The following is a 24291-nucleotide window of genomic DNA, read 5'->3' as shown; positions in this document are numbered from 1 at the left end:
ATATGAAGAAGAAAGCCGCACATAGCGGCTTTCAAATATAAATCATTCTTTAATATCCCACCAAACTGGATACGACCAAATATCATCATTTAGTGCACTTGGGTGTGAAGCTTTCAAGTTATCGGCATTATAATTAATTTCATGAGAAACCTGACGTACTCTCCTGAATTGCTTACCTTGTGGTATTTTCGTTTGAGCCGCAGCAGTAGCAGTATATTCGTAGGGGACTTTCCATCCCGGATAAACCAAATTGCTAAAATCATATCTTCTCATATCATTCCAGTTTTGCTGCGAGAATGATAATGCGATGAACTTTTGTGTCATGATCTTTGCTAACGTGAGATCTGCTGCTGTTCCGATACCCTTAGTAAGAAAATCATCAATCTTATTCTGCGCCATAGGAGATTTACTTACGTTTTCATTTCCATAAGTATTCAATTTGATATTCATCAAATCAATATGACCTTTAATACCTGCTGCGTATGCGCTAAATGCACCTGCTTTATCTCCTTTATTAAATAAAACTTCTGCTTTGATAAAGCACATTTCAGGATACCCCAATAAATGTGTCGGTGCATCTGGACGTGAATAAAATGTACCGGACGCAGCGACTACCCCATCTTTCCATTTATAGGTATCCGAGACATCGGTATCGTATCCTTTTGAGCTACTCTTCACAGATACATATACAGTATCTCCCCAGCGAGCGTTATTTGCTGTATTTACGTACCAAGAATGAGGAGCTACGGTACGCCCATTACTTTGAATAGCCGTGTTCTCTGCATTATAGGAAGGCGTAATAGGCCCTGAATTCATGCGGATATTTGACTGCATATCCACACCTTTGGAACGAACAAATTTCTTTGGATAGCCATATTCTGCCCAGGGAAGCAGTTTATCCGCTCGTGGATCTTCAACCCCTTTATTATCAAAGTTGATTAACAAATCTTCATACCATTTGGTAACAAGTGTGTTGGTGTTCATACCTGCATTATCAAAAACAATAGCTGTTTTTACGGGATCAGCGAATAAAATATCTCCAATATTATCGGAAGGATCATCCACATGTGAAACTACAGTACTTTCACCCACTGCTAAAGGAGCTTTTGCTAATGCAGCTAAAACATCATCAGGTTTGTATAGACTAGATTTTTTAGATAAATTATTTAACCATCTTGCTTTCAGTCCATAGCACAATTTCAACCATTTATTAACATCTCCTCCGTTCCAGCTATCTCCTTCAGATAATGCGGTAGCTGTATTCGGTTGCGTTTTATTAAAATACTCTATTGCCTTATCGATATCAGCGAGACACCCTTCATAAATGGTTTTTCCATCATCAAACTTAGGGGTATTAATTTCTCCCAACGCTTCAGTATAAGGCATTTCGCCATACCAATCCGTCATCAACATAAATCCCATTGCTTTAATCGCTTTCAAAGCTCCTAAATAATGATAGGCATTTTCCGCAGTGGCTTTTTCTTCCAAATCTTTGAAATTGGAACCCGCTCCAACAAAAAAGAATTGATAAGGTGTCGTGGACATACCCGCAATTGGGTTCCATCCTGCTGCCATACTTTGCTGTGCTGTACTATTCACAAATGTTAATTGTTGCGTAACAAATCCAGCTCTTGTACCAGCAGTTCCTTGCGCATATAAATAATAATGTTGGATCCATGCCAACCTACTCTGTACAGAAGCAACAGTACTAGAAGGTGTATTCGGATCCACATTGATATCTAACCAATTTTTACTACAAGATGAAAACAAAGTCAAAACCAGTAGTAGTGAAACTATTTTTTTATATTTATTCATGACTTTTCTATCTTAAAATTTAAAGTTTAAACCAAACATGACTCCTGCTGTATTAGGCACACCGTTAAAGTCAATACCTACAGAACTTGAACCCGTAACACCGGAACCAGCAGCTGAGGTTTCAGGATCCATTCCTTTATAATTTGTCAACAACCATAGATTTGTTCCTGTTACAGTCGCAGTTAAGCCTTTTACAACCTTCGAGATTCCTGCATTTTTAAGCACTCCGTTTGAAAAATTATAAGACATGGAAACATTCCGTAATCGCAACCAATTTGTGTTAGTCATAAAGTTTGCACTTTCTCTGGCATAATAATCACTCCAGTAATCTTGAATGATTTTTCTTCCACTTGTCTGTACGCCTTTAATATCATAAAATTGATCTGCTAAAAAGGTAAAGGTTTTATCGTCATAAATAGGAGCTTGTTCTGTACCCCCGTTGCGAACTGCTCCAGTCAAAACTAATTCATCTCTGTTTTCTGAACGTTTACTCATACCATTGATCGTCATGGCATAATCTGTTCCATTGTAAATATCTCCACCAATACGAAAATCCAACAAGAATGATAGATTGAAGTTTTTATATGTAAAACTATTATTGAATCCGCCGGTCAGTTTCGGTTCACGGTTACCAATATGATAAGTTGTTTGATTATCACTCGTCGGCATTCCTGTATTGGCATCTAAAACTACTTTACCATCTGACGTACGTGTCCATTTAGATCCCGATATACCCATAAAGTTTCCGCCATTGAAAGACGCCGCTTTCGCGTTTCCTACCTGAACATCAGTTACGTAAAGAATATTAACTCCAGCCAATAAATTATCTACAGTTCCTTTATTCTTAGACATGTTCAAGGTTGACTCCCATACAAAATCTTGCTTTGCAATAGGCTTTCCAGTTAATGACAGTTCCATACCTTTATTGTAGATATCACCTCCATTTACAGACACAAAGATATATCCCGTCGATTGACCTAATCGTGGAGAAAGAATCTGGTTGTAAGAATTATTCGTGTAATAAGCATAATCGACTCCTAATCTTCCTCCAAAGAATCGTAGTTCTGCACCTACTTCAAATGAACCTGTCGTTTCAGGTTTCAACAAAGGATTACCTTTTTGCCAATTGTTTCCCACTCCAACGATACCTCCCAAGTACTCAATAGGTCTCCATAGATACGTATTGGTCACGTATGGGTTTGCATCCTTACCTACTCTAGCCCAAGAAGCACGCAATTTTCCAAAACTCAACCAATCTAATCCTGCATCTTTCAATAGTTCTGTAAACACAAAGCTACCACCAACAGATGGATAGAAATAAGATCTGTTTTCAACTGGCAAAGTAGAAGTCCAATCATTTCTTCCCGTAACATTTAAAAACAGCATGTTTTTATAGGAAGCTCTCAATTCGCCATATAAACCAAATAGTCGTTTTGTAGCATTGTTAACTCTAAACTGTTTATTGGATGCAGCAATATTTTCAAAACTATAAAAATTATCTACCTCAAAATGGTATCCCATTCGTTGGTTATTCGTGGTTTTCGTTTGCTCTGAGAAGAATCCAACTAAAGCACCCAAATCAAAATCTCCTACTTTTTTATGAAAATCAGACATCAAGTTAGATGACCAGTAATTATATTTAAAATCACTCTCTGACATCATTCCATCTTGCCATATTTTTTTTACAGCTCCCCCTTCTGCTAAAGTTGTCGAATTTTTAGTTAAGTAACTATCCATACCTACACGGTAGGAAACATTCCACCAATCATAAATTGGTAGATTTGCATTGATACTTCCCGTAATACGTTCGGTATTATCGCCAAGAATATTTCGATTAATTGTCCAGTAAGGATTTTCAATATCTTCTTCTAAGGGCTGTAGTCCTTCAAACATCCGATATTTTGTACCATCATCGTTGAGGTATTTCTTCATATCGTCGCTTCGAGACCATCCATATAATGATTCCAAAGCACCTGTTCCGCCTGATCCATATAATCCAGCAGAAGTCAACGTTTTATCTGTATTCGCTAAGGAATAGCCAACATTAGCCCCTACTGTTAATTTTCCAAACTTTTGATCTCCGTTAAATCTAAATGTCGTTTTATTGAAACTTGTGTTTGGAATGATCCCTTTTTGATCAAAGCGAGAACCTGATAAGTAAAACGAACCATTTTTATTTCCACCTGATAAATTTACGGAGTTATCAAATATAGTTGAGTTTTGAAAGAAATCTTTTGTATTATCATAGATTACATCATCTGCTCCAAATTTTTCTCCCCAAGATTGTGTGGTATAGGTATCAAGTGCACCTGCACTATTGTAATACCCTCGTTTATATTTGCCTTGTTGCTCTGGCAGTCTATTCACCCAATTATTAGAAACGCGACTGGAGAACCCAATTTCTGTCCGACCATCTTGTCCTTTTTTAGTTGTGATGATTATTGCACCTGCCGCAGCTCTGGAACCATATAATGCTGCTGCTGCTGGCCCCTTTAAAACGGAAACGTTATCAATATCTTCAGGATTAATATCCATCACACGATTGCTATTGGAAGATGACGTCGCCTGAGCACCATCAAAACTACTATTTCCCCCTATTACAGTAGAGTTATCATAAATAACACCATCTACGACAAATAGCGGTTGATTATCTCGTTCTAATGAAGTACCTCCCCTTAAAATAATTTGCGCTCCTGCACCTGCAGCACCCGAAGATTGCGTTACATTAACACCCGCTATTTTACCTGCTAATGAGTTGACAACATTGGCCGTTTTATTCTTCATCAACTCATCCGCTTTAATATCTTGGACAGCATATCCCAACGCTTTTTTCTCCTTCTTGATACCCATTGCCGTTACGACAACTTCTTGTAATGCTTCTTCACGACCAGCAAGAGAAATATTGATCGTTGAACCCGAACCAACTGTTTGTTGTGATTCTTTTGCTCCAATAGCACTAAAGATTAAAGTATCACCTGGTTCGGCTTTAATGGTAAAACTTCCATCTGGATTGGTTTGTGTCTTTACTGTTTTTCCTTTAATGCTAACAGTAACATTCGACATTGATGTTCCATCTGATGCATTGGTGACTTTTCCCGAAATTGTTTTCGTTTGCGCCCACAAACTGGTAGATAACATCACTCCCGAACAGAATAAGAGTAATTTTTTGTTCATGATAGTAATTTAGATTGTAATAATTGATCATATCGGATTTTTCTCATCCGAAGGTTTATGCAATTACACTACAATACTATAAAAAGGTTCTAAGCTTTGCAAGATTATGCGTAATTATTTTTATAATTGACTAGAAAGCACATGAAATAACGCTTTTTATTCCGCAAAACCGATTGCTTTATCATATAAAAACGCACGATTCAGCAAATAAGCTTGTAACAAGACCTTCGCAATCCTCAATTATCTCCTCTGTTTTTTATCCATTTCACATGATCCTGATTCGTTAAACTTAAACCGTAGCGGCAATCCATTTCCTAACGTAACCCTATTTCAAATTCAACTATTTTTCAGAACAAATTGTTAAATCAACCTCAACAGCTTTCTACAGATCTATGGCGTATTTTTTCAGGAATTTAATTAAGCGGAAATAGGATAAAACAAGAATTTAACTGGTAAACTAGTAGGGAGCTGGTTCGTATCTCATTCGTACCTTGTTCGTACCTCGTTCGAACAAAAACGAATAAGGTACGGTTGAAGTACCTATGAGCTACGTTTTATATATGAATTGTTTTACTATTTAATATCCAGAGAATCCTAATCAAAAAAGAAAGGCTTAGTCTATGAAAGTGTGGACAGAAAAGGAAAAAGAATCGTCTAAAATCATCTGATATACGATAGCAATGGCACATTTTACTAAAGTTTTTTTACCGACAATCCCATGAGTTTCGAGATGGTTCAAACGAGTAATGTTGTTTTAAGGTTATTGTTACTAAAATGTTCTAAAAATAAAAAAGCAAAAAAAAGAGAATGTCATTACTGATCATCCTCTTTATAAACAATATCTATTATTCTTACTTTATCTTTTCAGCCGTATAGGGGCTTTCATTACTCAATCGGTCTACGGCTTTTACCGCAACATATTGAAGTTTTTTGCCATTTTTACTTATCGCCAATTCTTTTGAAGTTATAGCTGGATCAAAGATCTCGTATGACCATTCTCCTCCGTAATTGGTATATAGCACCCAATGAAACACTTGGTCTGTTTGTTGATGTTGCCATTTTGCAAATATTTGATTTCCTTCTGGGGTTAACAGCAAACTTGGTTTCAACAAAGGATTTGCATTTAACCAAGGAGTTGTTGGAATCAAAACTTTATTCTGATAGGGTCCATCAACAATCGCTTTTGTCATCGCTGGATTTTTTGTCAAACCAGCCAAGCTCCAATGTACAATTCCTTTACTATTGGGAACGATATTACGCATGGCTGCAATTTGATTCACAATCTCATCTGAATATGCTGCGTTTCTTTTTCCAACAGTATTGACCCCTGGCCACAGATGTCTATGCATCGTATTTTCGCTTTCCCACCATTTCAACAATGTGGTAAAACTTTGTTTAGCTGGTTCAATTGGCCAATACAATTGAGGTGTATAATAATCCACCCAACCTTTGTTTAACCATAATTTTGCATCAGCATACAATTCATCATATTGGCTTGATCCCTGGATACTTGCCGGATAACCAGGTTTCCATATACCAAAGGGGCTGATTCCAAACTTGACAAAGTTCTTTTCTGCTTTAATTTCTTTATAAATACGTTCAATAAAGGTATTTACACTATTTCTTCTCCAATCTGCGCGACCGAGCGTACCTCCATTTCTTTTATATTCGTTCCAACTATCACTATCCGGAAAATCTTGTCCTGCGTTATATTCTGCATAAGGATAGAAATAATCATCAAAATGAACGCCATCAATATTATAACGTTTTACAATATCCATCACGACACGGGCAGCATGATCTTGAGTAGCTTGTTTCGAGGGGTCAAACCAATAGTACCCTTGCTTCAATTTAACGACAGCATTCGGCATCTTTTTCACTATAGATGCATCTGTCACTTTTCCTCCTCCTGTATGGTGGGCACGATATGGATTCAACCAAACATGTAACTCAATACCTCTTTTATGCGCTTCTTCAACCCAAAACTCCAAAGGATCATAATATGGGTTGGGAGCCTTTCCTTCTTCCCCTGTCAAAAAATAAGACCAAGGTTCCAAATCACTTTTATATAATGCATCTCCCGAAGGACGAACTTGAAGAATAGCGGCATTAAAATTATTTGATTTCAGAAAATCTAAAATCTGAATCGCTTCTTGCTTCTGTTCATCAGTAGTCAAGAAATTTTTACTTGGCCAATTGATATTGACAACAGAAGAAATCCACGCAGCACGAAATTCCCGTTGTACTTCAGGTAAATTGACAACAACTTCTTTCTTCTCTTCTACTTTCTTTTCCTCTACTTTTTTCTCTTGAATAGTTGGTTTTACTTTCTCCCGCTGAGGCTTATCTTTTGGGGATGACTTTTCAGCCTCAATAGCAGTTGTGACAGTTACTTGATCTTGTTTCTTATTCTTTTTGGAAGAACATGAAAATAAGAATAAAGCAATTGTTAATAGTAATAAGTGATATCTCATCTCAAATGTTAGTGTGTTGTTTCAAAATAAGCTACAAATGTACGTATTAAGATTTTGTAAGTACAATTTTTTACGTTGACATTAACTTACCTTTAACAACCACGTGTTGCAGTTCAAAGTCATCCGAAAATACCAGGATATTCGCGATACTATTTTTATTCAGATTTCCAATATCTTTTCGTTTCAATAAACGTGCAGGGTATGTAGTCGCCATACGTATGGCCTCCGCCAAAGGAATATCAACATGTTGCACGGCGTTCTTGACTGCTTCTAGCAAAGAAATAGCAGCTCCTGAAATCGTACCATCTGGCAACGAATAGTAACCATTGTTAAGCACATGCTGATAGATCCCCTCTGAACAAGCAGCAACCGCATCGGTAATGAGAAACAAACGTTCTCCCATTTGTTTTTTCGCTATTTTAACAGCTTCAAAATCGACATGATGGCCATCTGCAATAATACTCGCACAAGCAGTAGGATGATTAAAAATTGCTCCTACCATCCCTACTCCACGATGATGTAAGGGAGACATGGCATTAAACAAATGCGTGCTTGTCGGAATACCTTGATCAAAGCCTTTTGTTCCTTGTTCAAATGTTGCATCGCTATGCCCCGCACTCAATAATAATTGATAAGACTGAAGATATTTCAATACATCATCATCGATGCATTCTGGAGCGATGGTCATCATTTTCACTACGGTATTCTTTTCTCCCAACAATTCTGTAATGTTTTCTTTCGTTGGTTTTACAATCAAATCAGCTGGATGTGCTCCACGTTTCTTTGGGTTTAGAAAGGGGCCTTCTAAATGCAAACCTAAAAAAGCGTCATGTTTAAAATCAGTCGCAACTTGAATAGCTTCTTTAAAAACGTCAAACGTATTGGTTGCCAAAGTCATCATATATGAGGTGGTACCTTTTCGTACTAATTGATCAGAAATTCGTTGCAGTGATGCTTTCGTCAATTGTGCTGAAAACAAATCAGAACCATCTCCATACAATTGTAAATCAATTAAACCAGGGCAAATATTTGCTCCTTTGACATCTATTTGTTCATAATCAGATGGAATATTCTCCCGATTTACAGTATCTACTATTATTCCATCTTGTAAAAGCAGCGCACTATTTTCAGTGACAGCATAATCTGAAAAAATTTTCCCACCGATCAAAGCGATTTTATTCATTGTTTTCAATTTTTTGATTGTTTAAAGATAATCATTGCGATTATCAATTTACTAATGTAACTTAGTTCCATGTACTTTTTTAGAAAAAGCGATCCCAATCGGCCAATCAACGGCAATCTAAAAGCTATGCATATTATCAATGCTATAGCCATCATCGTTTTTATTTTAGCGCTGATCTACAAAATTTTCTTAGCATCCTAAACATTATATTATGTCTCAAAAAACAATCTTAAATACAGAAAAAGCTCCTGCAGCAATTGGTCCTTACAACCAAGCGATCAAAGCCGATAAAACATTATATGTATCTGGACAAATTCCTTTAGTTCCAGAAACTATGGAACTTATTACAACAGGTGTTGTGGATGAAGCGCATCAGGTTTTGAAAAATGTGGAGGCAATTCTAAAAAATGCGGGGTATGCTTTCGAAGATGTTGTTAAAGCTTCTATATTCTTAAGCAGCATGGATGATTTTGCTGCTGTTAACGAAGTATATGCCCAATATTTTACAACTGTTCAACCTGCGCGTGAATGTGTAGCTGTAAAAACACTTCCTAAAAATGTCAACGTTGAAATATCTGTAATTGCTTGGAAAGCATAATGGAAAAAGAAAAACAAGATACTGAAAGCCGCGGAAAGTATTTCTTAGCGGCTTTTTTAGCACCCTTTATTTGGGGATTTATGTCTATTTCCGTCCGATGGATACAAAACTATCCATCGGAAGATATCTTGTACTTTAGAATCTTAACAGCATTACTTGTATTGTGGATCTATATTTTTCTATTTCGCAGAAAAGTTTTACACCAAGATATCTTACATTATAAAAGCTCCTCAAAGAAAGAACAATCAAAACAGTTGACATGGATCCTTTTAGCTTCTGCACTGATCTTTGTCAATTGGTTTACCTATATCTATGCGATCAATCATGTGAGTATCCAGTCGGCAGCGCTCGCCTATTTAACGTGTCCGTTGATTACAGCTGTTGCTGCATTTTTCTTGCTTCATGAAAAACTAAACAGAACACAAATTATAGCCCTATTAATGGCTTTAGTAAGTGTGCTTATACTAGCAAAAGGTTCCTTAAACGATGTACTTTGGGCGATTGGTATTGCCACGTCTTATGCTTTTTACCTAATCGTACAACGAGTATCAACAGGATTTGACAAATTAAATCAATTAGCCATCCAACTGAGTATCTGCTCTGTTTTTGTTATTTCAAAATTGATTTATAATCATCATGCCATCCCCACAGCTCCACAGTTTTGGTATACGATACTTTTGATTGCTGTTTTATTTACCATCATCCCCTTATTTTTAAGCATGTATGCTCTGACAGAAATTTCTTCAACGACAGCAGGAGTATTGCTATATACCAATCCAATCATTGCATTCACATTAGCCGTCACCTACTTTGGAGAAACGGTCCCTACTTACAAATACATGGGCTACCTGCTTATTCTAGTTGCGATTATTATTTTTAATATTCACAACGTAAAAATATTTTCCAAAAACTTAAAGACTTTGTAGCATTCAGCTTTAAAGACACGTCTAATTATTCGACAATCAATCAACTAAACCGAATAATGATGAAAATTTGGAAAACTTTAAGCCTACTGATCCTTTTCTTAACAGTTTTTTCCTGTAATAAAGAGCACTTGACGTCCACGGAGTTGGGTGAATTGGCCAGCAAAAAAAGACAAGAAATTCAAAACCTAATTGCAAAAAAAACGGCTACAAATGTAGACGAATGGTATGTAAAAAAAGCTCCGAACTATTGGTGTGGAAACAGTTATTTTCCAATGCATAAATCTTTGGAGAAAGATTTCGATAAACTTTGGAAGGAGTACCACAATCTTGTTTCACAGGAAGTTGATGCTGGCATCAAGGAAGGAATTATTTATGAACCTTGCGAATATTTTTTTTGGTATCAAGAAGAACCTATTCGCTTGATTATTGAAAATAACGTTGCAAAACTGATTTTGGCATCCGATTTAAGTGTTGAAGAAAGCCAAAGCATGTTACCTGAATTAGAAAAAAAGATACAGACCTACAACAATAATCTCCAATGCACAGGAACAGAAAAGTGGGAGACAACAGGATTAATAGACGGCTGTAACAGAACATTTCTATTATACCAACCTGATAAAGATTATTCTGAAATAAAGAAAATAGTAGGTCTTTATAATGCTTTGAATATGAATATCTTCAACAAACTACAAACGTCCTGTGGTAACCAAGCAAATATGCAAATAGAAACTATTACCTGTGAAAATAATAAACCTGTCATCCATTATAAAAAATAGTAACTCTTGTTGACAGATCTCGGATCATTGATGTAACAGATCATGAAACAAGAACCAAAAAGCCTGGTCAAATAAAATGATCAGGCTTTTTTTACTCAAGAAGATCAAGGGATATAAATATCAAAGTAAAAGTCTTTACGAGTAAGAGCGATCAAGTGGGAAAGAATCTTTTCTAAATAAACTGTTCGTTGAAAAAATAGATTAATTTAAGTCCCAAATCGTACAAATTGATTGAACAATACGACTATTTTGCTAAAATTTTCAGCAAATTCCTTAAATTAGCAAAGTAGAAGAATGGCTGATTTAAGTTTAATAACTCCAATAGAATATCTGAAGGGTGTAGGTCCTCAGAAAGCTGATGTAATCAAAAAAGAATTGCAGATTTTTACTATTGGAGATCTGTTAACTTATTACCCTTTTCGATATATCGATCGTACTGTGTTTCACAAGATAAGACAGTTGCATGCAGATATGCATTCCGCTCAAATACTGGGGCGATTGATCAGTATTAAAGAAGTTGGTGAGAAAAGAGCAAAACGTTTAGTAGGACAGTTTAAAGACGAAACTGGCAGTATAGAACTGGTGTGGTTTCAATCGGTCACTTGGTTGCAGAAATCTTTGAAAGTTGGATCGGCTTATATCATATATGGAAAGCCGTCTGAGTTCAATGGTCAAATATCGATCACCCATCCTGAAATGGAATTGTATAATTCTCAGGTAAAAAACCTTGGGAATATGACTTTGCAACCAGTGTATTCTTCAACAGAAAAGCTCAAGAAGTTCAATTTAGATTCAAAAGGTATACAAAAACTCCAGCAAGCAGCTTTAGAAACGGTCTCTCGTCAGATTTCGGAACAGATGCCTGCTTATTTGTTGGAAAAATATAGCTTAATTGGGCTCTCAAAAGCAACTGTTGCCATTCATTTTCCTCAACATCAAGATGAATTGGCACAAGCGATTAAACGAATTAAATTTGATGAATTATTTTACATTCAGCTCAAATTACTTCGTAACAAGCAATTAAATACACAAAAATTTAAGGGACAGATCTTTTCTAAAGTTGGAGACAAATTCAATACATTCTTCAACGAACGAATTCCTTTCCCACTGACCAATGCACAAAAACGTGTGGTGAAAGAAATCCGACAAGATACGGTAACAGGTGCACAGATGAATCGTTTGGTACAAGGTGATGTTGGTTCTGGAAAAACTGTAGTCGCCTTATTGAGTATGCTCTTAGCGATAGATAATGGTTTCCAGGCTTGTATGATGGCTCCCACAGAAATTTTAGCTAACCAACATTTTACCGGGCTAAAAGAGTTATTGGGAGAAGATATCTGTACGATTAAATTATTGACGGGGTCAACTTCGACCAAACAACGCCGTATCATCCATGAGGAATTGGAAAATGGCACACTAGACATTTTAATTGGTACACATGCTTTAATCGAGGATAAAGTACAATTTAAAAATCTAGGATTTGTTGTTATTGATGAACAACATCGATTTGGCGTAGAGCAGCGTGCAAAGTTATGGCGGAAAAACAGTATTCCTCCACACATGCTGGTCATGACTGCCACACCAATACCTCGTACGTTGGCGATGACGATGTATGGTGATTTGGATATTTCGGTTATTGATGAACTTCCTGCAGGTAGGAAACCTATCAAAACGGTACATTTCTTTGAAAGTTCTCGTTTACGTATGTTTGGTTTAATGCGAGAAGAAATCGCCAAAGGAAGACAGGTTTATGTGGTATTCCCCCTGATTAAAGAAAGTGAAAAGCTGGATTTATTATATTTAGAAGCAGGACTGGAGAACCTTCAACGTGAATTTCCTCTTCCAGAATATAAAATCAGTATCGTGCATGGAAAAATGCCTGTTAAAGATAAAGATTTTGAGATGCAACGATTTGTGAAGCATGAAACACAGATTATGGTCGCGACAACTGTTATTGAGGTGGGTGTCAATGTTCCCAATGCTTCTGTGATGATCATTGAAAATTCAGAGCGATTTGGCTTATCTCAGCTTCATCAGTTACGAGGTCGTGTAGGAAGAGGTGCAGAACAATCCTTCTGTATCTTGATGTCTGGAAATAAATTGAGCAAAGAAGGACGATTAAGATTGAATACCATGGTAAGAACGAATGATGGATTCGAAATTGCGGAAGTAGATTTACAACTTCGCGGTCCTGGAGATATCTCAGGTACACAGCAATCGGGCGTACTTGATTTAAAGCTTGTCAATCTGGCTACAGATCAACAGTTATTGACGGAAGCACGCAATGCTGTGATCCAAATCTTTAAAGAAGATCCTCAAATGTCGGATGAACACCATATTTTACTCCGTCAATATCTTGCCCGTAGATCTGATGGCATCGCTTGGGATAAAATTTCTTAATTATTTGATGTAAATAATCAATATGCTACATTTTGGCGATACTTTTTGACCAGACGTTTATCCCAGTAGAAAATAAGGGGATCAGCTTTACAAGTAAAACAATTAAACTAAAAACGATTATCTTTGTATTATTGTTATTGAGTCATATACGAACGAAATGATATCGTTTTACTGACGATTGCCAAAACATTCGGTTGGCATAAGCTAAATTTAATACTCAATACTCATCTTTAATAGTAAACAATGGCAAAAATCAAAATATACGATACTGCAATAAAACCAGAAACAGCAATTCTTGTGAGTGTTATTCCGCAAGGGCTTGCTGAAACAAAAGCACATGAGTATTTAGAAGAACTAGAATTTCTAGTCCAAACAGCAGGGGGAATAACAAAAGGAATCTTTACACAAAAACTAGCTTATCCAGATCGCGCAACTTTTGTTGGAAGCGGTAAATTGGAAGAGATTCAGGCATTTGTCATCGCGGAAGAAATTGACATGGTGGTTTTTGATGACGAGTTGTCTCCTTCTCAACTGCGGAATATCGAACGTGAATTAAAGGTTAAAATATTAGACCGCTCTAATTTGATATTGGATATTTTCGCTAGTCATGCAAAAACGGCACAAGCGAAAACTCAGGTTGAATTAGCACAATTACAATATCTTTTACCTCGACTGACCAGAATGTGGACTCACTTGGAACGTCAACGAGGTGGTATCGGTATGCGTGGTCCTGGTGAAAGTCAAATTGAAACAGATAGACGAATTATTTTAAATAAAATCAGTGTTTTCAAAGATCGTCTGGAGTCGATAGATAAACAAAATGAAACGCAACGTAAAAATCGTGGTGACATGATTCGGGTAGCCTTGGTCGGTTATACCAACGTGGGTAAATCAACCATCATGAATATGATTTCCAAATCGGATGTGTTGATTGAAAACAAGCTTTTCGCCACCTTGGATACAACCGTACGTAAAGTTGTCATCGACAATTTACCGTTCTTGCTATCGGATACCGTTGGATTTATCCGTAAGCTACCGCATCATTTAGTAGAATGTTTTAAATCGACATTGGATGAAGTACGTGAAGCAGATGTGCTGATTCATGTTGTTGATATTTCACATCCTAATTTTGAAGATCACATCCAAGCGGTAAACGAAACTTTAAAAGATATAGATGCATTGGATAAGCCAGTCATCACTGTTTTTAATAAAATTGATTCTTTTGTACCGACGATGGAAGAGGGAGAAGAAGGTGAAAAAATAATTACTTTAGAAGATTTTGAAAATAGTTGGATGGCGAAAAATGCTGATCCTGCGATCTTTATTTCCGCAACAAACAAAACGAATTTGGAAGAATTCAAGCAAAAATTATATGAAATCATTGTAGAGATGCACAATGTCCGCTATCCTTATAATAATTTATTATACTAAATAAAATCTATCGGATTCCAAAAAGAGATTTTGAACGATATCCGATTCAACATCGACTGTTGTTCAGTAGTTAAAAACAACTATTTTTAAGCAGAACGCGCTATTAACATGCAAAATAAAAAAGTAACATTTATTGATTGGGGATTAATTGATTATCAGGAAGCTTGGGATAAACAAGAGGAGGTTTTCAATAAAACTTTAAGCGTAAAGCATGAAAATCGTGTGAACGATACAAGCTTACCAACAGAAAATTTTTTAATTTTCAATGAACATCCGCATGTCTATACCTTAGGGAAATCTGGAAAACCCGAGCATCTTTTGTTAGATGAACAGGCATTGAAAGAAAAAGAGGCTACCTATTACAAAATTAATCGTGGTGGTGACATCACGTATCATGGACCTGGTCAGATCGTTGGTTATCCTATATTGGATTTGGATAATTTCTTTACAGATATCCACCTCTATTTGCGTACACTAGAAGAGGCTGTTATCCTTACCCTACAGGATTATGGAATCGAAGCGGGTCGCTATCCTGGTTATACAGGCGTATGGTTAGACGCTGATAACGATAAAGCAAGAAAGATATGTGCTATGGGTGTACGCGCTAGCCGCTGGGTGACCATGCATGGTTTTGCCTTCAATGTGAACACGGATTTAAGTTATTTTAACCATATTGTTCCATGTGGAATAGATGATAAGGATGTGGCTTCTATGGAAAAAGAGCTTGGATACAAGCTTGATATAGAGGAAGTAAAAAACAAACTCAAGACACATATTGCAGATTTGTTTGGAATGGAATTGGTTTAAAAAGTAAAAGGACTTATGTGATAAGTCCTTTTACTTTTTAAACTAATCTATTTACTATAGACATTTCTCCTATTTTATATTTTATCGCCTTACTTTACAATAATCTCATCAGTACTTCAGCTAACAAAAATACATGGTCTGAAATCGTGCTGGTTTTCCATTCTCAAATGTGATGATGAACAGACCTGCATCTCCATTTTGAAAGTGATAAACATGAGGATCAGCAGTCCAATCTACGGACAACAAAGTTCCAAAATGATTTACAAAATCAACTTCATTATAATCCGCATCGATTCGTTCTTCTCCAATAGCGAATACTTCTCCATTGGCGAACGACATCTTGTGAACTTCTCCCAACACTTTTCCTTGTTGGTTTTCTTCAAAGGCAACAATCATATTTGGAGATTGATAAAAGTACTGAGGTGCCCATCCGCATTCTTGTAAACCAGAAATATCTTTTACTTTTTGCAACCCCAGTTGCTGCACCTGAGCCTCCGAAATCTTCCCATCAAAGAGCTGAATTCCTTTCCATTCGAAATGTAAATTTAAGGCGACCAACTGCTCCATATACACGCTATCATCGGGTCTGTTTGAGAATTTATTCGCTAAGCGCATTTCAAGTTCGATATCAACTTTCGGATCCTTTACTCCCGCATTTGCGTAAGATTCTTTCCAGAAAGCCAATCCTTGTTTCAAGTATTTAGTTTCATTCCACGCCATTTCTCGCAAGCGTCCCGCAAGTATCAGTTCTTGTTGTTGATCCTTACCTTTGATCTTCAGATAATCTTTCCTTAACCCCTCATAAGTCAGCTCTTGCCCTAAAAATTTAGCCTGTATGAATGCTGGATCTTCATGAAAATGATCTCCTATATATACCCACCCATCTTGATATAAAGGAATATAATCCACACAGATTATTTCATTGAGACGAAGCTTACGAATAGCTTTTCCGGAAGTACTTGGAGCACAGCGTACACGCAACTCAGCAACCTGCACAAATAAATGCGGACATTGTGCACCCTGAGAACCTCGATAGAAATATTGGGCGGGCTCACCAGGACTACGTTTTCCAAACATGGCTCGTTGTAATGGTTGTTTTTCGATATACCCGATATCTCCATTGCTGACTTGAACCCTGTAATGTGTTTTCGTAGAATCTAATACATAGACAGGAGCTTCAGTGGCATATATGCCCAACTGATCCATTTTATCGTTTGCTGTTCGATACAGATATCCCCATTGAGAGGTGTAACTCGGCCTTGCTCCTGCTGGCTGAGCCATACTCTGATGCGTAAAGCAGATGGACACCACGTAAATGAGATAATATAATTTTCGCAGCATATCGATTATAATTTGGTGTTTATCAAAAATTTATCTATACCGTTCAACTATCAAATCAAACACAATTCATATCAATTTGCATGAGATCTTAGCATGATCATTATTTATACCTCATTCTCGATTTAAGTATCCATTATTTGTTTTCCATCAATATAATTTGTTTTTCCAAGGCACGTATGGTTTTCTCTTGTGACCGAACGGTCTGTTCTAAGGCAGAAACTACTTTATACAAAGCATCAATAGCTGTTACTTCTCCTCTATCTGAAAAAGCTATTTCTGTATAAGGGTCCAATAACGGGTCTTTAACAGTTCCAATAGCATCTTTATACATTTCTCCCTCTCCTATTAATAGCCAAATGGGATTTATGTCTTTATATTTAGATAAAATAATAACCACCGTATCTGAGCTGAGTGCTGAGTTTTTTTGTATTCCTTTAAAATTGGCATAAGAAAGTCCTAATTCCTCAAAAAAAGTCATTCTATTTATCCCTTTACTTTCTGCTATTAATAATACCCGCTCTTTAATGTTAGACATTTTATTATCTTTTTATTTGTATAAGATAAAAATATATCTTATATTTGATTAACAATTATAAAAAACTAGCCTTTACCAGAGGCTTATAAACTTAATGATTATGAAAAATACACAAAAGAAACTAAAAGCGAAACAATTTCGCCACTTAAGTAAGGATATCATCAAAAATCCGATGATTTACATTGACGAATATTTTCGGCATCAAAACTCAATTATTACCTGGCAGAATGATATTAATCTCTTTGTCAACGCAGGGGCCTATCCGGCCATGAGCTGTTCGAACCTGGTCGGAAATGGTTATCACTGTAAAGAAATGATTCGTCAAATCGAAGTTGCCTATGTTATTTTTAAACAGTGTCGAATAGCGAAACAGGTAAATCCATTACAGCTGTTTGAGACGCAAGCTGATTACTGCAATTATATCGAAAATCTCGAGTTCACTTGCAACGGGAAAAGAGACCCACAGTATTTAATCAGTAAATTCTTTTCTTTTCAATCTCTTCGGGAATGGTATGAAACCATGGATGATCTGATGTCTTACCTGACCGTCAACACATCAAATGAAGAAGACAAATTTGGGGATAGCATAGTTGTTATTCGAGAGCTGTTAATTCGTCTAGGCTTTGCATTATCCTACATCTATGAAGATGATGGTCTCTTCACGAAGATGCCTTCTTATTTAAAAGCAGAACCTGATGAAGTTCCTGATGAAGAAATGTCATGCAGCCAATTGAGCGAGATGTAAGGCAATTAGACCGATGAATATCAACCAAAGATGAACAAAAGGATTGCACAGGCAAATCATGCTCCATGTGTTCTTCAAAAGAAACATACCATAAATGAAGTGAATTTGAACAATCAATTATCCTATATCCCTATCGTTATGAAAAAGAACAATAAAAAACTGAAAGTAAAGTCTTTTAGATATTTGAACAAAGAGGATCTCAAAAATCCTAAACTATATTTAGACCTTTTTTATCAAAAAATAACGCTAAATCATTGGCAAGAAAAAATATATGTTTTTCTTACCAATGGTTCGGTTCAAAACCGTTATCCGATACATGATCCATTCTTCATCCACAAGAATCTCATTAAACATATTGAAATTGCATATGTTCTTTATGAGAAAAATATATTGCCAAAAGAAGCGACTCGACTTATTGAGTATATTTTTGAGGTGCAATGTATAGCGTACTGGATTGAGCAATTTGATGAATTGCTCAAGAATGAGACCGACAGATATTATCTGCACGATGTCGATAATTATAATCCTTATTTGATCAACTATATTGAGTTATTGCATCATCTAGCATTATATTTATACTTATTCCTTCAAGATAAAGAAGATGAATTCCAATTCCCTTATTATATTCTTCCTGTTGATAAGTTAACCGAAGAAGAATTGAATCTTGGCAATTACCATCAAAGGGTGTATGCTTTAAAAGAATCTATTGTTCAAGCTCCTATACCTTTCTATAATAAAGAGAAAGTTGAACTTCCTGAGTGGCTTGCCCCTCAACCTTACGATATCAGTGCTGTAAGGGATTTCTTTCAAATTGATGATTTTGAAGGCTGGAGAAATGGTCTTTGGCAATGGTATCAAAGTGTCATAAACGCAGATGTCTTTTGGTCAGCCCATCATCCGGATAAAGCTTTTTCTGCGGCAAGCCTACTTCATGACTATGCGTGCATCTACGCTCTTTTGGAGATGTATCGATCACAATCCATTACTCGTCACTCTTCTACCTATACGTTTGAAGATTTGCACCCGCGATCAATTTTAAAAGAACAGCCTTCATTGATGATTATGCATGAAGATAGCATCATAATTATGCACTATGTAGATGAGGGAGATATGGAGGATCCTTTATCAGAAATTATTACCTGTGTCAATGAATACAGTAAGGTTGAATGGGATGAAATCCTGTATGAATGGCTTTCTTATGGATTATCATCCAACGGTGTTACAGATGAGCGCTATGCTAAACATGGAACACGGATTTATCAGCTATTGGTAAAAATAATAGAACTCAGTTACATTCTTGCCTACAAAGACGAAATAGCACGTACACATACAGCAGCAAAACTTGAATCAACTATTCTGGAAATGTAAATAAAAGTTAATCTGTATACCCATAAATGATAATAGCCAACAGTATAAACATGAAATATGTGATGAGATGGATTGGATTTCAGGCACTCTAAATCCAATCCACCTCGTCATTAGTAACTGGAAGTATGGGTGGTTTTAAATCATCCAGTCGCTCTTCTGCAAAAGAACAAAGTTGACCATCACGAATCAATAAAGCATCCATTATTTCAGCAGTCATCAATGAACTATTGTAAGATAGAAATTCTTCTTGACCATCGGCTGATAACAACCATGTTTGTAATGTTCCTACACATAACAACAGCACGTCTGCTTTATTTTTTGTTGAAAAAACAACCGAACGGGATGGCATATTATCCCCTTGTTGTAAGAGTAAATCTTTGCTGGAATTAAATTCGATCGTATTTTCACTATCAATCGCTACTTGAAAACAGTGCATTTTCATGATGATCTTACTTATACGTGAAGGGAATTTATTAAAGTCATGAATCAAAATAGGCGGTATAGCAATCCTCACCTCGCCTTTTTGGGCATCAAAATATATCGTAGGATAATTTAAAAAGAAGCTCTGCCAATTACTTTTTTTTGAAAAACGAAACCCTTTTAATGGTGAAACACTCCCATATCCCAATCGCAACTGTCCTAACATATGCTCTTGGTCATTTCGAATAGTCTGGTAAACCACCTTTTTGAAGCGAGAAAAAGTATCTGATTTACAAGACTCCCTTTGTAGAGACTTGAACACTTTATAAATACTGCTAGCCAATTTAGCGCTATAGGCAAAATCATTAGCGGTCAATTTACTGTTTTCACTCAGATTATAATCCTTTCCTTTTTTTCTATAGGGGTTTTTAGGTTTTGCGAAGTTGAACATAGGTTTTTATTATTGGCTTTCAATAAAAATACTGTATTTATTAGATAAAAACAACCTTGAAAATTTATCTAACAAGTTCTTGAACGCAGTACGCGAGGTATACCAAAGTCCTTTCAACTCCATAAAAGTCCTTGAAAGTCCATAGAAGTCCCAACATTGTTCGATCGACATCCGATATATAGGGCATACAATTGGGTAACACCTTCGAGTCTGGTTCGACTACGCTTCGACAATAGGTCGAACAGTAATTATCCTATGCTTCTATCCCCCATCTCTTATAAATACTTATTTTGCTGTCGTGCTATATAGGTGATATTCTTGATTCATGTTCTATCCATCGTCAGATTGTCCAATATGGGTTCTTCTCGAAGAAACGCTTTTACAACGCCTTTACCCTGCTTAGTCCCTACTTGATCCCTACATATATTCAAGATTCACTCTACTTTAATGTGAATTTGATGGAGATCCATTAGAAATGGATTTATCAGATAGATCAACATTCTATCTAAGAAAGATTTTAAAGGGCAACAGCATGTACACGATTACCTCTATACATGAAAAAATAATCAAAGATTATTAATCAAAAATTCTGTTTAAACAAAATGAGCCTGATATTTTATCAGGCTCATTTTGTTTAAACTTTTAACTGCATTCAACATTTGGGATAATCCCAAAGCTGTTGCTCTATTTAATTCACTCTCGTAACTTGTGGTACAATCACATCGATTTGATATGTTCCTCCAACAAATGCTTGAAAAGAAAATCTCGCATTACAAGAATAGGTATTATAAGGCAATCCTAAACTATCATCAAATTTTACATACTTCGCTGGTATGCGGTAGTAGTAATTAAATCCATTTCCTAAAGAAACCAATGGAAATGGTACTACCCCATATGTAAACTCCATACGATCATCAAAAAGTGTAGTTGTTAATGAATAATCCTGCATAGTTTGTAAAAAACCTCCCGCTGTTCCAGCATTTGGTCTCCTACCTACTTCACCAGCTTTGGGATTAAAGGGCACACCATTTTTATCTACAATTCTTACAATTATTTTATTCTCTTTCGAGTCCAAAGCCGTCACTTTGATATGACTCGCATTGCTAGGAATTGATTTTGTGGTTGTTTCTGCTCCAACTTTCATGGCTGTTGTAGATCGAACAGCTGGAATATCGAAAAATGGTGCGTCAACTAGTTTGAATTCACCAATTTTAGGATAAATTTTTGTACCAGCACTATTTTTGATTTCCAAATCAAATAAATAACTTCCTGATGGCAATTGTAACGTATTTTGATTTGACTCTACAGCACCTGATAATTTATTAATCGCCAATGGTACCATTACTGTATCTTTTCTTTTGGCATCGATTTGTTCAATTGTTTTATCCACTTTTGAATCGTACAGTTGTGTCCATATTTTTATTGGATATGTTTTTTGAAAAATATCAGTTACATCTTTTCCCGTCTCTTTTTCGTAAATTTTCAATAATTTATATTCCGTTGGCTTAGAAGATCCTGCAGGATTAATCGCAGTAGAAACTTCAGCTCTACCCTTTTTAATCTCCATAGGTAATACTTCATAACGAATGATATCACTTAGATTTCCTTCAGGCAGCTTTTTACATGCCGTCACTGCTAATATTCCAATAGCTAGTGTATATAGTAAACTCTTTTTCATTTTGATTATCTATAAAAGAATAAAACATGACTGTTACTTAAAACATGTACCACTCCTGTTGTTGTCTGTGCGTTAGAAGTTTGAACCAAAGTGCGACTACCCACTGGTGGAACAATAGTAGTAACATCAAAGTCATTGTCAATAGGTTTAAATAAATAAGTGAACATGACTACTCTTGGAATAACATTTGAATTTGGGTTATATCCCAAATTTGGATCTCTTGTCTCTTCATAAGAAGCAATAAATTCGCCACCCTTGGCATTTTTATATTTTTTTCCTTTTTCTGTCAAACTACTATTGAGAATACCTTCTTTCGCGATATAAATATCCAATGAATCTGCGAACTTATTGAGTTCGTATTTCATGATCGAATCCACTGTCCACATTTTGTTCGGGTCTATTTTTTGGATGGCAGCTGTTCTTCTTTGCACATAATTATACACATCGTAATCTGTTGGTGCGAAAAAAGTAATACCTGGCGCATTGATCTTTTCCTTAACTCCAGCTTTATCAATCAGCATTAACACGGTATCAAACACCCCATATTTATTACTTTTCATCCAATCGTAGGTGGTCATATTGATTTTTGGATTATGCAGTTCTCCACCAACAAAGTATCCATCCTTTTTACAAGAGCTAATGGCGATAACTATTCCCACTAGGAGAAATATATTTAAAACTATCTTTTTCATAATTATCATGTATTAATGATTCATCCAATACGGATTTTGCGTTAACGATTCATTCTGAGGCAATAAAGTACGCATATTCAATGGCCAGTAATATCCTTGTTTAGATAATCTTTCATCATCATAATAGCTAGAATATTCATCCAATTGTTTAAATAAATTCATACGAATCAAATCAAATTGAATCGTCCCCTCTCCAATCAGCTCTCTTCTTCTTTCTTTAAAAATCTCTATAAAGAGATCATTTCCAGAAAGTACAGTATCAGTTAAACCTGCTCTATTTCTAATCATATTGAGATCATCCAATGCGAGAACCTCTTTTCCATTTTTAAACTCAGCCTCGGCACGTAATAAAATAAGATCTGCTAATCGCATCAACACCAAATTATTACTCACAGCATATAAGCTTTTATCATTTGGATTGTATTTCTCCACTCGATCATATTTCCGTATAACTCTCTGTAGATCATTATCTGGAAATGGTGCTGTTATGGAATCAAAACGTACAGATCCATCTTTAAAGTCTGATTCTAAAAATTCAGGATCTATTTCCCAAATAGAGCCAATTCCTTTGCCTTCAACATTTGTACTAGTCAAAAAGACATTAAAAAAATCCGTTGTCCACTCTCTACCAGTTTCGCTATACAACATATTCAATTCGAAAATAGATTCTTTTGAATCTCCTTGCCAGATTTTTCTATAATCTTTGATATCTTCGAGTGCATATCCTCCTTTTAATGCTTCTGCTATGTATTTCTCTGTATTGATATAATCATGTTCCCATGCATAAATTTCGGCTAATAAGGCATTCGCAGCTCCTTTAGATGCAAAACTCTTCACAGATCCTTGACCCAAATTTGTAGCAGCAAAGGCTAAATCTGCCTTACAGAATGCCAATGTTTCCGTTTGAGGACTTCTTGCCATATCTGGGATATTTTGAGGATCCTTGAAGGTTTCTTTTACTAATAATACATCACCCCAGACGCGTTGCATATAAAAGTAAGTATAGGCGCGTAGAAATTTTGCATTAGCGATATATTGATTTTTTTCGTCTTCTCCATTATCAAATAAGCTGACATCCATCGCAGTCGTATGCTCAATAATTAAATTACATTGATTGATAATTTTGTAAAACCGTGTCCAATCCCATAAACTAGGCTCCAAATAAGGTGCATAACTAAACTTAAAACCACCAGACTTTGATAGCGAAGCATAATTCCAATAATCACCACCGGCTTTTAATACGCCTGATGCAATATCACCAAAAATAAAATAAGACCGTTCATTACGAACTGCATCACGCAACAAGGCGTATGCTCCTAAAGTTGCTTTTTCTACATTCGCTCCATCTGTCCAAAAGACCTCATCATAAGTACTGTTTTCTGGAGACAGATTTAGATATTTTGTACAGGAAGACCCGAGCAATAGTACTCCAGAGATTCCTATAACAGATAATATATGTTTAATTTTCATTTTTCAA

General features: G+C 36.0%; 19 protein-coding genes. 9 read left to right on the top strand and 10 right to left on the bottom strand.

The genetic code is table 11. From position 1 onward, the window contains the following. Window positions 1-42: 42 nt before the first annotated feature. The 4 genes from LZQ00_RS17700 to nagA form a co-directional block, all read right to left on the bottom strand. The gene (locus LZQ00_RS17700) at window positions 43-1815 is read right to left on the bottom strand and encodes a SusD/RagB family nutrient-binding outer membrane lipoprotein (protein WP_234510583.1); all 1773 of its coding nucleotides are present in this window, start codon (window positions 1813-1815) and stop codon (window positions 43-45) included. 12 nt (window positions 1816-1827) lie between these two features. Further along, window positions 1828-4989, bottom strand: coding sequence for a SusC/RagA family TonB-linked outer membrane protein (locus tag LZQ00_RS17695; RefSeq protein WP_234510582.1), 3162 nt, complete (start codon window positions 4987-4989; stop codon window positions 1828-1830). An 851-nt stretch (window positions 4990-5840) separates the two neighbouring features. After that, window positions 5841-7463 carry a glycoside hydrolase family 10 protein gene (locus LZQ00_RS17690; protein WP_234510581.1) on the bottom strand — a complete coding sequence of 541 codons (1623 nt, stop codon included), beginning with the start codon at window positions 7461-7463 and terminating at the stop codon, window positions 5841-5843. A 70-nt stretch (window positions 7464-7533) separates the two neighbouring features. Next, window positions 7534-8646, bottom strand: coding sequence for an N-acetylglucosamine-6-phosphate deacetylase (gene nagA, locus LZQ00_RS17685; RefSeq protein ID WP_234510580.1), 1113 nt, complete (start codon window positions 8644-8646; stop codon window positions 7534-7536). Between the two features lie 69 nt (window positions 8647-8715). On the opposite strand from nagA, the gene LZQ00_RS18485 reads away from it, so the two are divergent. The 7 genes from LZQ00_RS18485 (at window position 8716) to lipB (ending at window position 15584) form a co-directional block, all read left to right on the top strand. Next, window positions 8716-8847, top strand: a complete 132-nt coding sequence (locus LZQ00_RS18485; protein ID WP_317259285.1) for a DUF6728 family protein — start codon at window positions 8716-8718, stop codon at window positions 8845-8847. Between the two features lie 10 nt (window positions 8848-8857). Then, window positions 8858-9244: a RidA family protein gene (locus LZQ00_RS17680; protein ID WP_234510579.1), complete on the top strand. Its 387-nt coding sequence runs from the start codon at window positions 8858-8860 to the stop codon at window positions 9242-9244. Further along, window positions 9244-10170: an EamA family transporter gene (locus LZQ00_RS17675; RefSeq protein ID WP_234510578.1), complete on the top strand. Its 927-nt coding sequence runs from the start codon at window positions 9244-9246 to the stop codon at window positions 10168-10170. Before LZQ00_RS17680 ends, LZQ00_RS17675 begins: the two co-directional genes overlap by 1 nt. A 59-nt stretch (window positions 10171-10229) precedes the next feature. Then, the gene (locus tag LZQ00_RS17670) at window positions 10230-10946 is read left to right on the top strand and encodes a hypothetical protein (protein ID WP_234510577.1); all 717 of its coding nucleotides are present in this window, start codon (window positions 10230-10232) and stop codon (window positions 10944-10946) included. Window positions 10947-11240: 294 nt separating this feature from the next. After that, on the top strand, window positions 11241-13346 hold the full coding sequence (gene recG, locus LZQ00_RS17665) for an ATP-dependent DNA helicase RecG (RefSeq protein ID WP_234510576.1): 2106 nt from the start codon (window positions 11241-11243) through the stop codon (window positions 13344-13346). Between the two features lie 243 nt (window positions 13347-13589). Then, window positions 13590-14777: a GTPase HflX gene (hflX, locus tag LZQ00_RS17660; protein WP_234510575.1), complete on the top strand. Its 1188-nt coding sequence runs from the start codon at window positions 13590-13592 to the stop codon at window positions 14775-14777. 108 nt (window positions 14778-14885) lie between these two features. Further along, the gene (gene lipB, locus LZQ00_RS17655; protein WP_234510574.1) at window positions 14886-15584 is read left to right on the top strand and encodes a lipoyl(octanoyl) transferase LipB; all 699 of its coding nucleotides are present in this window, start codon (window positions 14886-14888) and stop codon (window positions 15582-15584) included. A gap of 120 nt (window positions 15585-15704) precedes the next feature. Here the strand turns inward: lipB and LZQ00_RS17650 are convergent, their stop codons facing one another. Together LZQ00_RS17650 and LZQ00_RS17645 are read right to left on the bottom strand one after the other, a co-directional pair. After that, window positions 15705-16925: a hypothetical protein gene (locus tag LZQ00_RS17650; protein ID WP_234510573.1), complete on the bottom strand. Its 1221-nt coding sequence runs from the start codon at window positions 16923-16925 to the stop codon at window positions 15705-15707. A gap of 133 nt (window positions 16926-17058) precedes the next feature. Continuing rightward, window positions 17059-17460 (bottom strand): hypothetical protein, encoded by a 402-nt coding sequence (locus tag LZQ00_RS17645; protein WP_234510572.1) that lies wholly within the window; start codon window positions 17458-17460, stop codon window positions 17059-17061. A 100-nt stretch (window positions 17461-17560) separates the two neighbouring features. On the opposite strand from LZQ00_RS17645, the gene LZQ00_RS17640 reads away from it, so the two are divergent. Together LZQ00_RS17640 and LZQ00_RS17635 are read left to right on the top strand one after the other, a co-directional pair. Further along, window positions 17561-18205, top strand: a complete 645-nt coding sequence (locus tag LZQ00_RS17640; protein ID WP_234510571.1) for a hypothetical protein — start codon at window positions 17561-17563, stop codon at window positions 18203-18205. Window positions 18206-18235: 30 nt separating this feature from the next. Beyond that, entirely contained in the window at window positions 18236-19573 is a 1338-nt protein-coding gene (locus LZQ00_RS17635; protein WP_234510570.1) for a hypothetical protein, read from the top strand. Between the two features lie 88 nt (window positions 19574-19661). Here the strand turns inward: LZQ00_RS17635 and LZQ00_RS17630 are convergent, their stop codons facing one another. From LZQ00_RS17630 to LZQ00_RS17615, 4 genes are all read right to left on the bottom strand, one after another. Further along, the gene (locus tag LZQ00_RS17630; RefSeq protein WP_234510569.1) at window positions 19662-20444 is read right to left on the bottom strand and encodes a hypothetical protein; all 783 of its coding nucleotides are present in this window, start codon (window positions 20442-20444) and stop codon (window positions 19662-19664) included. A 688-nt stretch (window positions 20445-21132) separates the two neighbouring features. After that, window positions 21133-22122 carry a DUF5007 domain-containing protein gene (locus tag LZQ00_RS17625; protein ID WP_234510568.1) on the bottom strand — a complete coding sequence of 330 codons (990 nt, stop codon included), beginning with the start codon at window positions 22120-22122 and terminating at the stop codon, window positions 21133-21135. A gap of 5 nt (window positions 22123-22127) precedes the next feature. Next, the gene (locus tag LZQ00_RS17620; RefSeq protein ID WP_234510567.1) at window positions 22128-22814 is read right to left on the bottom strand and encodes a hypothetical protein; all 687 of its coding nucleotides are present in this window, start codon (window positions 22812-22814) and stop codon (window positions 22128-22130) included. Window positions 22815-22826: 12 nt separating this feature from the next. Beyond that, entirely contained in the window at window positions 22827-24284 is a 1458-nt protein-coding gene (locus LZQ00_RS17615) for a RagB/SusD family nutrient uptake outer membrane protein (RefSeq protein WP_234510566.1), read from the bottom strand. Window positions 24285-24291: the final 7 nt, after the last annotated feature.

Origin of the sequence: Sphingobacterium sp. SRCM116780 (genome assembly GCF_021442025.1) — a bacterium.
Classification (GTDB): domain Bacteria; phylum Bacteroidota; class Bacteroidia; order Sphingobacteriales; family Sphingobacteriaceae; genus Sphingobacterium.
The sequence above is the reverse complement of the archived record's forward strand: the minus strand, read 5'-3'. Positions and strand labels throughout refer to the sequence as shown.

Excerpts from the sequence above, each read along its gene's own strand:
- LZQ00_RS17650 (WP_234510573.1), bottom strand. The coding sequence starts at position 16,925 with ATGCTGCGAAAATTATATTATCTCATTTACGTGGTGTCCATCTGCTTT.
- LZQ00_RS17700 (WP_234510583.1), bottom strand. The coding sequence starts at position 1,815 with ATGAATAAATATAAAAAAATAGTTTCACTACTACTGGTTTTGACTTTG.
- nagA (WP_234510580.1), bottom strand. The coding sequence starts at position 8,646 with ATGAATAAAATCGCTTTGATCGGTGGGAAAATTTTTTCAGATTATGCT.
- LZQ00_RS17680 (WP_234510579.1), top strand. The coding sequence starts at position 8,858 with ATGTCTCAAAAAACAATCTTAAATACAGAAAAAGCTCCTGCAGCAATT.
- LZQ00_RS17625 (WP_234510568.1), bottom strand. The coding sequence starts at position 22,122 with ATGAAAAAGAGTTTACTATATACACTAGCTATTGGAATATTAGCAGTG.
- LZQ00_RS17670 (WP_234510577.1), top strand. The coding sequence starts at position 10,230 with ATGAAAATTTGGAAAACTTTAAGCCTACTGATCCTTTTCTTAACAGTT.
- LZQ00_RS17635 (WP_234510570.1), top strand. The coding sequence starts at position 18,236 with ATGAACAAAAGGATTGCACAGGCAAATCATGCTCCATGTGTTCTTCAA.
- LZQ00_RS17630 (WP_234510569.1), bottom strand. The coding sequence starts at position 20,444 with ATGTTCAACTTCGCAAAACCTAAAAACCCCTATAGAAAAAAAGGAAAG.
- LZQ00_RS17675 (WP_234510578.1), top strand. The coding sequence starts at position 9,244 with ATGGAAAAAGAAAAACAAGATACTGAAAGCCGCGGAAAGTATTTCTTA.
- LZQ00_RS17695 (WP_234510582.1), bottom strand. The coding sequence starts at position 4,989 with ATGAACAAAAAATTACTCTTATTCTGTTCGGGAGTGATGTTATCTACC.
- hflX (WP_234510575.1), top strand. The coding sequence starts at position 13,590 with ATGGCAAAAATCAAAATATACGATACTGCAATAAAACCAGAAACAGCA.
- LZQ00_RS18485 (WP_317259285.1), top strand. The coding sequence starts at position 8,716 with ATGTACTTTTTTAGAAAAAGCGATCCCAATCGGCCAATCAACGGCAAT.
- LZQ00_RS17645 (WP_234510572.1), bottom strand. The coding sequence starts at position 17,460 with ATGTCTAACATTAAAGAGCGGGTATTATTAATAGCAGAAAGTAAAGGG.
- recG (WP_234510576.1), top strand. The coding sequence starts at position 11,241 with ATGGCTGATTTAAGTTTAATAACTCCAATAGAATATCTGAAGGGTGTA.
- LZQ00_RS17640 (WP_234510571.1), top strand. The coding sequence starts at position 17,561 with ATGAAAAATACACAAAAGAAACTAAAAGCGAAACAATTTCGCCACTTA.
- LZQ00_RS17615 (WP_234510566.1), bottom strand. The coding sequence starts at position 24,284 with ATGAAAATTAAACATATATTATCTGTTATAGGAATCTCTGGAGTACTA.
- LZQ00_RS17690 (WP_234510581.1), bottom strand. The coding sequence starts at position 7,463 with ATGAGATATCACTTATTACTATTAACAATTGCTTTATTCTTATTTTCA.
- lipB (WP_234510574.1), top strand. The coding sequence starts at position 14,886 with ATGCAAAATAAAAAAGTAACATTTATTGATTGGGGATTAATTGATTAT.
- LZQ00_RS17620 (WP_234510567.1), bottom strand. The coding sequence starts at position 22,814 with ATGAAAAAGATAGTTTTAAATATATTTCTCCTAGTGGGAATAGTTATC.